The organism is Burkholderia sp. Tr-20390 (genome assembly GCF_017104595.1).
Classification (GTDB): Bacteria; Pseudomonadota; Gammaproteobacteria; order Burkholderiales; family Burkholderiaceae; genus Burkholderia.
Map to the genome: position 1 here is coordinate 26,526 of NZ_JAAGPC010000096.1, position 7,928 is coordinate 34,453.

General features: G+C 66.9%; 8 protein-coding genes and 1 pseudogene. 4 read left to right on the forward strand and 5 right to left on the reverse strand.

What is annotated here, in order from left to right; translation table 11 throughout:
* Window positions 1-6 precede the first annotated feature (6 nt).
* Window positions 7-612 carry a TetR/AcrR family transcriptional regulator gene (locus tag G3N98_RS23695; RefSeq protein ID WP_089428712.1) on the forward strand — a complete coding sequence of 202 codons (606 nt, stop codon included), beginning with the start codon at window positions 7-9 and terminating at the stop codon, window positions 610-612.
* 63 nt (window positions 613-675) lie between these two features.
* Window positions 676-1,155 (forward strand): nuclear transport factor 2 family protein, encoded by a 480-nt coding sequence (locus G3N98_RS23700; RefSeq protein WP_069250362.1) that lies wholly within the window; start codon window positions 676-678, stop codon window positions 1,153-1,155.
* Between the two features lie 525 nt (window positions 1,156-1,680).
* Here G3N98_RS23700 and G3N98_RS23705 read toward each other — a convergent pair.
* Window positions 1,681-2,766 carry a tartrate dehydrogenase gene (locus tag G3N98_RS23705; protein ID WP_089475959.1) on the reverse strand — a complete coding sequence of 362 codons (1,086 nt, stop codon included), beginning with the start codon at window positions 2,764-2,766 and terminating at the stop codon, window positions 1,681-1,683.
* A gap of 117 nt (window positions 2,767-2,883) precedes the next feature.
* Here G3N98_RS23705 and G3N98_RS23710 point away from each other — a divergent pair, with 117 nt between their 5' ends.
* The gene (locus G3N98_RS23710) at window positions 2,884-3,807 is read left to right on the forward strand and encodes a LysR substrate-binding domain-containing protein (protein ID WP_089428710.1); all 924 of its coding nucleotides are present in this window, start codon (window positions 2,884-2,886) and stop codon (window positions 3,805-3,807) included.
* A 159-nt stretch (window positions 3,808-3,966) separates the two neighbouring features.
* Here G3N98_RS23710 and argC read toward each other — a convergent pair whose 3' ends face one another.
* Window positions 3,967-4,914, reverse strand: a complete 948-nt coding sequence (argC, locus tag G3N98_RS23715) for an N-acetyl-gamma-glutamyl-phosphate reductase (RefSeq protein WP_206149384.1) — start codon at window positions 4,912-4,914, stop codon at window positions 3,967-3,969.
* Window positions 4,915-5,034: 120 nt separating this feature from the next.
* On the opposite strand from argC, the gene G3N98_RS23720 reads away from it, so the two are divergent.
* Window positions 5,035-5,919: a LysR family transcriptional regulator gene (locus G3N98_RS23720; protein WP_206149385.1), complete on the forward strand. Its 885-nt coding sequence runs from the start codon at window positions 5,035-5,037 to the stop codon at window positions 5,917-5,919.
* Window positions 5,920-5,989: 70 nt separating this feature from the next.
* Here the strand turns inward: G3N98_RS23720 and G3N98_RS23725 are convergent, their stop codons facing one another.
* The 3 genes and pseudogenes from G3N98_RS23725 to G3N98_RS23735 form a co-directional block, all read right to left on the reverse strand.
* Complete coding sequence (locus G3N98_RS23725) at window positions 5,990-6,454, reverse strand: hypothetical protein (RefSeq protein WP_039344585.1); 465 nt, start codon at window positions 6,452-6,454, stop codon at window positions 5,990-5,992.
* Between the two features lie 60 nt (window positions 6,455-6,514).
* Window positions 6,515-7,732 carry a patatin-like phospholipase family protein gene (locus tag G3N98_RS23730; RefSeq protein WP_174976032.1) on the reverse strand — a complete coding sequence of 406 codons (1,218 nt, stop codon included), beginning with the start codon at window positions 7,730-7,732 and terminating at the stop codon, window positions 6,515-6,517.
* Window positions 7,729-7,928, reverse strand: a pseudogene (locus G3N98_RS23735) (3-hydroxybutyrate dehydrogenase); the annotation flags it as partial. The gene G3N98_RS23730 and the pseudogene G3N98_RS23735, both read right to left, overlap by 4 nt.

The window sequence follows — 7,928 nt, forward strand, 5'->3', positions numbered from 1 at the left end:
AAACCCATGAACACACCTCACGACTCCTCCGCCGAACCGGGCGTTCGCGACCGGCTGCTCGATGCAGCCGAAGCGCTGATCTATTCGGGCGGCATCCATGCAACCGGCGTCGACGCGATCGTCAAGCGATCCGGCGCGGCCAGAAAGAGCTTTTATTCGCATTTCGAATCGAAGGAGGCGCTGGTCGTGGCCGCGCTCGAACGTCGCGACGAGCGCTGGATGCGCTGGTTCGTCGATGCAACGCTGGCGCGCGGCAAGGCGCCGCGCGCGCAACTGCTCGGCATGTTCGACGTGCTGCGCGACTGGTTCGGGCAGCCCGACTTTCACGGCTGCGCGTTCCTGAACGCATCGGGCGAGATTCCCGACGCGGACGACCCCGTGCGCGTCGTCGCACGCGAGCACAAGGCACGCCTGCTGGCATTCGTACGCGAGCGGTTCGATGCGTATGCCGACGAAACCGGCATCGAGCGACGCGGGCTCGCGCGTCTGGCGCGCCAATGGCTCGTGCTGATCGACGGTGCCATCGGCGTGGCACTCGTAACCGGCGATGCAAACGCTGCGCGCGACGCGCGCGCAACGGCCGAACTGCTGCTCGACGTGGTGTCCCGCTAGTCGAAGCAGCGAATCCGAACCGGCCGCGATTTTCCGCGGCCAGAACCTGAACAGGAGCAACCCATGTCCGCCTCCCCCGAAGTCCGTCCGCCCGTTCCGCCCTTCACGCTCGAAACGGCGCGCCAGAAGGTGCGCGCCGCCGAGGACGGATGGAACACGCGCGACCCGCAACGCGTGTCGCTCGCCTATACGCCGCAAAGCCGATGGCGCAACCGTGCGGAATTCGTGACCGGCCGCGACGAGATCGTCGGGCTGCTGCAGCGCAAGTGGACGCGCGAGCTCGACTACCGGTTGATCAAGGAGCTGTGGGCGTTCGACGGCAATCGCATCGCGGTGCGCTTTGCCTACGAATGGCATGACGACGCCGGCAACTGGTTCCGTTCGTACGGCAACGAAAACTGGGAGTTCGACGAAAACGGCCTGATGGCGCATCGTCACGCGAGCATCAACGACCTGCCGATTCGCGAGCAGGATCGTCTCTATCACTGGCCGCTCGGCCGTCGTCCGGACGATCATCCGGGGCTGTCCGACCTTGGGCTGTGACGCGCGCGTCGGCTCGGCTCGACGGATCGACGAACGCATCACCGGGATGCAACGGTGAGGAAATTCGGGACTTGGTGCGCTGAGGGTGAGATTTTTCGGGAGGAGGTGAAATGTCGCGTCGGACTGTGCGCAGTGAGCGGTTCGACGCGGCATCGCATCGGGCAAGGCCGACGCGCCGCACCCGTTGGCCTCTCGTGATGCACGTGTTTGCACGCAACGGTGTGCTTCACCGCGTGATGCATCTCACCGATCGCACAGCGCCGGCAGCGGATTGACGATCGGTGTGCACGCGCGCGATGTGCAACTCACCGATCGTGTCGACGTCGACGACGGAAAGCGAGCGCCGTGCGCGTTGTCGGGCGGTATTGTTCACCACTCGACTTCACCGTGCAGGCGACGGTACTCGCACGAGTGCACAAATGCGTTGCGTGTTGCTCACCTCACTTCGCTCACCGCTCACCGCTCACCGATTCACGCAGTCACGCAGTCACGCCCCGGCGCGTGCGATCACGCCGGGCATGATCGTCAGCCCGCGATCCGCGCGGCGATCGCCTCACCCACTTCCTGCGTCCCCGCGTTGCCGCCGAGATCGCGCGAATGCGGCCCCGTGCGCAGCACGTCCTCGATCGCGGCGACGATCGCATCGTGCGCTTCGCGTTCGGGGCCGGCGCCGTTGCCGAGGAAGTCGAGCATCAACGCTGCCGACCAGATCATCGCGACCGGGTTCGCGATGAATTGCCCCGCGATGTCGGGCGCGGAGCCGTGCACGGGTTCGAACAGCGACGGGAACTTGCGGTCGGGGTTCAGGTTCGCCGACGGCGCGATGCCGATCGTGCCCGTACAGGCCGGCCCGAGATCCGACAGGATGTCGCCGAACAGGTTCGACGCGACGACGACGTCGAAGCGGTCAGGCTGCAGCACGAAGCGCGCGCACAGGATGTCGATGTGCTGCTTGTCGACGGCGATGTCGGGATAGCGTTCGGCCATCTCGGCCGTGCGCGCGTCCCACCACGGCATGCTGATCGCGATGCCGTTGCTCTTCGTCGCGACGGTAAGGCGCTTCGCGCGCCGCTGTGCGAGGTCGAACGCGAATTTCAGCACGCGCTCGGTGCCGTGACGCGTGAAGATCGACTGCTGCATCACGATCTCGCGTTCGGTGCCTTCGAACATCGTGCCGCCGACCGACGAATATTCGCCCTCGGTGTTCTCGCGCACGATCATGAAGTCGATGTCGCCCGCGCGGCGGCCGGCGAGCGGCGACGGCACGCCGTCGAACAGGCGTGCGGGCCGCAGGTTGATGTACTGGTCGAACTCGCGGCGGAATTTCAGCAGCGAGCCCCACAGCGAAATGTGATCGGGCACCGTCGCCGGCCAGCCGACCGCGCCGAACAGGATCGCGTCCATGCCCGACAGTTGGGCCTTCCAGTCGTCCGGCATCATCTTGCCGTGCTGCGCGTAGTAGTCGCAGCTCGCCCAGTCGATCTGGACGAAGTCGAAGCGGACGCCGAAGCGCGCAGTCACGGCGTCGAGTGCGCGCAGTCCCTCGGGCATCACTTCGCGGCCGATACCGTCGCCGGGAATCACGGCAATCTTGTAAGTCCTGTCGGTCATGTAAATCTCCTTGGCTGGGCGGCCGGCTGCCTGGGGCGGTAGCGGCGCGTTACACCATTCTATTTATTTCCATTCAGATTAAAATCGTGCGAAAGGTTAATCGACTTTCCACGAATCGTGAACAAATCGCCGAATCTGGACGACCTGCGCGTGTTCAGCCTGGTCGTCCGCCTGACCAGCTTCAGCGCGGCCGCCGAGCAGCTCGCGGTGTCGCCCGCCTATGTCAGCAAGCGCATCGCGTTGCTCGAGGCGCAGCTCGGCACGCGCCTGCTGCATCGCTCGACGCGGCGCGTGACTGTCACGGAAGCCGGCGAGCGCGTGTACGCGCGCGCCGAGAAGATCCTCGACGACGTCGATCATCTCGTCGAGGACGTGTCGACCACGCGCACGGTGCCGCGCGGCACGCTGCGCATTTCGAGCAGCTTCGGCTTCGGCCGGCACATCATCGCGCCGGCGCTGCTCGACTTCACCGCGCGCTTTCCGCAGCTGAACGTGCGGCTCGATCTGTTCGACCGGCTCGTCGATGTCGCGGGTGAAGGCTACGACCTCGACGTGCGCATCGGCGACGAGATCGCCGATCACCTGATCGCGCGCCGCCTCGCCGCGAACTACCGCGTGCTGTGTGCCGCGCCCGACTATCTCGCGCGGCGCGGCACGCCGCGCTCGCTAGCGGATCTCGCGTCGCATGACTGTCTGGCCATCAAGGAGCGCGATCACCCGTTCGGCGTGTGGCGGCTCAACGTGCGCGGCGAAACGGCAACGGTGAAGGTCGGCGGCGCGCTGTCGACGAACCATGGCGAAGTGGCCGTGCAGTGGGCACTGGCCGGGCGCGGCATCGTGTTGCGTTCGATCTGGGAAGCCGCGCCGCTGATCGAACGCGGCGCACTGTGTCGCGTGCTGCCGGACGCCATCCAGCCCGCGAACATCTGGGCCGTGTATCCGGAACGCGTCGCGGCGTCGGCGAAAGTGCGCGTGTGCGTGGACTTTCTGGTGGAGACGCTGGCCGGCTTGAATGCCGCCGCGGGTGACGAGACGGCCTGAAACCGGCTAAAGGTGAGCTTTTACGGGGGCATGTGCGGAGCATCGGCAGGCGCTTGTTTCCGGCTCGCAATCGCGTCGCGAGCCGGTCGCGTCCGACGGGCACTCACGCATCGCGGCCACGATGTACCGGGCCGGCCGACGATGGTGCCTGCACACGACTTACGCCGCTTTCGCCACGTCTGCCGCGCCGAGCATCAGATCGAGATTCTGCACGGCCGCGCCGGATGCCCCTTTGCCGAGATTGTCGAACACGGCGGACAGCAACACCTGGCCGTGATCGGCATTGACGAACACGCCGAGCCGCAGGTCATTGGTGCCGTTCAGCGCTTGCGGATCGAGATGCGTGATCGCGTGTGTTTCCGCGAGCGGCGTGACGTCGACGTGACGCGCGCCGGCGTAATGGTGCGCAAGACACGCATGCAACTGCTCACCGGTCACGCCGGCAGGCAGCAGGCGTAGCTCGATCGGCACGGTGAGCACGATGCCTTGCCGATAGGCACCGTAGGCCGGCACGAACATCGGACGATTCGTCAAGCCGGCATGCAGCTGGATCTCCGGCACATGCTTGTGCGCGAGTGCGAGGCCGTAGACCTGTAGCGGTTTCGCTTGCGAAGCATCGTTCGACTCGAATGCGTCGACGGCAGCCCGTCCGCCGCCCGAGTACCCGGAAACGGCATGGATGCTCACCGGGTAGTCGCGCGGCAGCAGGCCGGCTTGTTGCAGGGGCCGCAGCAGCGCGATCGCGCCGGTCGGGTAGCAGCCCGGATTGGTGACACGCCGTGCGTGCGCGATCGTCCGCGCGTGCCCGCTCGCCATCTCGGGAAAGCCGTAGACCCAATCCGGCTGCGTGCGGTGAGCCGAACTCGCGTCGATCACGCGCACCGCCGGATTCCGGATGAAGCCGACCGCCTCGCGCGCGGCCGCGTCGGGCAGGCACAGGATCGCGATGTCGGCCGCGTTGATCGCGTCGGCGCGCCGCACGGGATCCTTGCGCTCGGCATCCGGCAGCGTGACGAGCTGCAGGTCGGTGCGCCCGCGCAGGCGTTCGTGGATCAGCAATCCGGTCGTGCCTTGATCGCCGTCGATGTAGACAGTGGGCTGGCTCATGAGGGTCGCGTTCCTTCGGTTCGGTCGTCGGGAAAGCCGTATCGTCCGCCGAACACCTAGAATAGGAAAAGTTGAATTTGCTGACTGCGAGATTCAGTTTTCTTGAACGAGAGGTGAAGGATGCGAGAGATCAGCCTGGACCGCCTGCGCACGCTGGTCGCGATCGCGGACCACGGGTCCTTTGTCGCGGCGGCGCAATGGCTTCATCTCGCGCCGCCGACCGTCAGTCTTCACATTGCCGAACTGGAAAGCCGCATCGGCGCGCCGTTGCTGTCCCGCACGCGTGGCAACGTGCGGCCGTCTGCAATCGGTGAAGTGCTGGTGGAACGGGCGCGCCGCCTGCTGGCCGAGGTCGAATCCACGCTGGACGATGTGCAGCGGCAGGTGCAGGGGCTGTCCGGGCGCGTACGCCTCGGCGCATCGACCGGGGCGATCGCGCACCTGTTGCCGCAGGCGGTGGCCCGGTTACGCGACGCGCATCCGGATATCGATGTGCAGATCGCGGTGCTCACGTCTCAAGACACGCTGGCGCGCATTGCGCAGGGCACGCTCGACGTCGGACTGGTGGCGCTGCCGCAGACAGCGGTCGCGGGGCTGTCGATTCGCGCGTGGCGGCGCGATCCCGTGATGGCGTTTCTGCCGGCGGACTGGCCGCTTCCGGCGCGCGTGACGCCCGGCTATCTGGCCGCCCGCCCGCTGATTCTCAACGATGCGACCACCCGCCTGTCGCGGCTCACGACGGAATGGTTCGCGCTCGGCGGCCACCGTCCGGAGCCGCGGATCGAACTCAACTACAACGATGCGATCAAGAGCCTGGTCGCGGCGGGTTACGGCGCGACGCTGTTGCCCCATGAAGCGGGCGCCCCGCTACCCGATGCACGCATCGTCATGCGGGCGTTGCGCCCGGCGCTGTGGCGTGAACTGGGTATCGCGCATCGGGCGGGGCCGGTCGAGCGGGCGACCCAGCACGTGCTCGATGCGTTGTGGGCGCTGAAGGCGCGCTAGCGCGCGCACGACGGGACAGCCTGCGCGGCGGTTCTTGCCGGGCGCACGTGCGCATTCGTCGAGCGTCGTGTCAGAGCCGGTTGTCCTTCGCGAGCGTCAGCACGCGTGCCCAGCGCTGCGCATCGCGTTTGTCCGTCATCGGTAGCTTCCATTCGCTGCGCACCGCGTCGCGCACGCGCACGACGAGATGCCAGCGGCCGCCGATCGGTGCGGCCTGGCAGCCGTCGAGCTGCGACAGCGTATAGCGGCCGTCCGCGCCGTCGTGCGACAGCCACAGCAGCCCCTGCGTCGCGGACACCCGCAGCTCGCCCCACGCGCGATGCACGACGTGGGTCCAGCCTTCTTCCTTCGTATTCGGTGCGATGTCGCGTCGGCGCTTGATCCACCAGGCGACCAGCGCGATCAGGATCGCGGCGGCGAGCACGGCGGCCGCGATCGCAACCGGCTGGCCGAACTGCGCGGCGATGACGTGAAACAGGTGAACCGCGCCCCACCCGAGAGCGATGAGCGCGAAGAGTGCGATGAAGATCGGCATGGCGAATCGGAGAAGAGGACGGACCGGCGCATGCATCGCGCCGATCCGTCGCACACGGCATTACCGCTTGCGGTGAATGTCGTGCGTCACGAAGCCCGCGTCGTTGTTGGGCAGCGCGAGGCCGTCCTTGACTGCGAGCGTCTTGCGGATGTCGTCGAGACCCGCGGTCCAGTGGTCACGCATCGTCGACAGACCGAACTGATAGTCCTTGTAGTGATGCTCGTACGCCTTCTGCTGGTAGATCAGGTGCTGGATGTTGTACTTCTTGCTGCACGACATCGCATCGGCCTCGATGCACCACGGATCCGCCTTGCGCTGCTCTTCCGGCACCTGGTCGAGCACGTGGCGCAGCACGTTGCGGTAGCGCTGTTCGCGCTGCAGCGTGTCGGTGACGAAACGCGTGCGGCTCGAATACTGCACGTCCTTCGTGCGCTCGGCGACGTCGGCCATCGTGCGCGGCAGCGGCCCGCGTGCGCTCCACAGATCGACCTGGAACGCGAGCGTGTCGCGGCGCGGCCGGGCGCGGAGCACTTCCATCAGCGGCGTATTCGACACCACCCCGCCGTCCCAGTAGTACTCGCCGTCGATCTCGACCGGCGGGAACGCGGGCGGCAACGCGCCGGACGCCATGAAGTGCTCGGGCGCGAGACGGATGCGCGAGTTGTCGAAGTACACGAAGTTGCCGGTACCGACGTTGACCGCGCCGACCGACACGCGCGTTTCGCCCGAATTGATCCGGTCGAAATCGCACAGCTTCAGCAGCGTCGCGCGCAGTTGCGACGTGTCGTACCAGCTGATCTTCTCCGGATGATCCGACACGCCCGGCAGCGGCGGCGGGAAGCGCGGCACGAAGAAGCCCTGCTGGCCCTGCATCATCGCGCTCGCGGCCTGCGACGCGGTGAAGAACGTGCGGACCTGATCGATGCTGTTGAACAGCGCGAACTCGAATGCGGCCGGAATCGTCGGGAAGAACGCCGGCTTGCAGATCGTTTCCCAGAACTCGCGCAGCCGCTCGACCCGATGCTCGGGCGCATTGCCCGCGATCAGCGCGGTGTTGAGCGCGCCGATCGAGATGCCCGCGATCCAGTCGAGCGGGATGCCCGCCTCGTGCAGCCCTTCGAACACGCCGGCCTGGTACGCGCCGAGCGCGCCGCCGCCTTGCAGCACGAGCGCGATCGTCTCGTACGGCAGCGTGCGCGCGGCGGCCGGTGCGCCGGCCTCGTGATGCAGGTCCGCCGCATCGACGGCCTGCTTTTCGGTGCGGGCGTGCGGCTTCATTGCATGAACCAGCCGTGGCTGACGATGAACGACTGGCCCGTGAGCGCGGCGCTCGGGAAGGCCGACAGGAACAGCACCGTCTGCGCGACGTCCTGAACGGTCGTGAACACGCCGTCGACCGTATTGCCGAGCATCACCTTCTTCACCACTTCCTCTTCGCTGATCCCGAGCTCCTTCGCCTGCTCCGGAATCTGCT

Excerpts from the sequence above, each read along its gene's own strand:
- G3N98_RS23695 (WP_089428712.1), top strand. The coding sequence starts at position 7 with ATGAACACACCTCACGACTCCTCCGCCGAACCGGGCGTTCGCGACCGG.
- G3N98_RS23700 (WP_069250362.1), top strand. The coding sequence starts at position 676 with ATGTCCGCCTCCCCCGAAGTCCGTCCGCCCGTTCCGCCCTTCACGCTC.
- G3N98_RS23705 (WP_089475959.1), bottom strand. The coding sequence starts at position 2,766 with ATGACCGACAGGACTTACAAGATTGCCGTGATTCCCGGCGACGGTATC.
- argC (WP_206149384.1), bottom strand. The coding sequence starts at position 4,914 with ATGAGCCAGCCCACTGTCTACATCGACGGCGATCAAGGCACGACCGGA.
- G3N98_RS23720 (WP_206149385.1), top strand. The coding sequence starts at position 5,035 with ATGCGAGAGATCAGCCTGGACCGCCTGCGCACGCTGGTCGCGATCGCG.
- G3N98_RS23725 (WP_039344585.1), bottom strand. The coding sequence starts at position 6,454 with ATGCCGATCTTCATCGCACTCTTCGCGCTCATCGCTCTCGGGTGGGGC.
- G3N98_RS23730 (WP_174976032.1), bottom strand. The coding sequence starts at position 7,732 with ATGAAGCCGCACGCCCGCACCGAAAAGCAGGCCGTCGATGCGGCGGAC.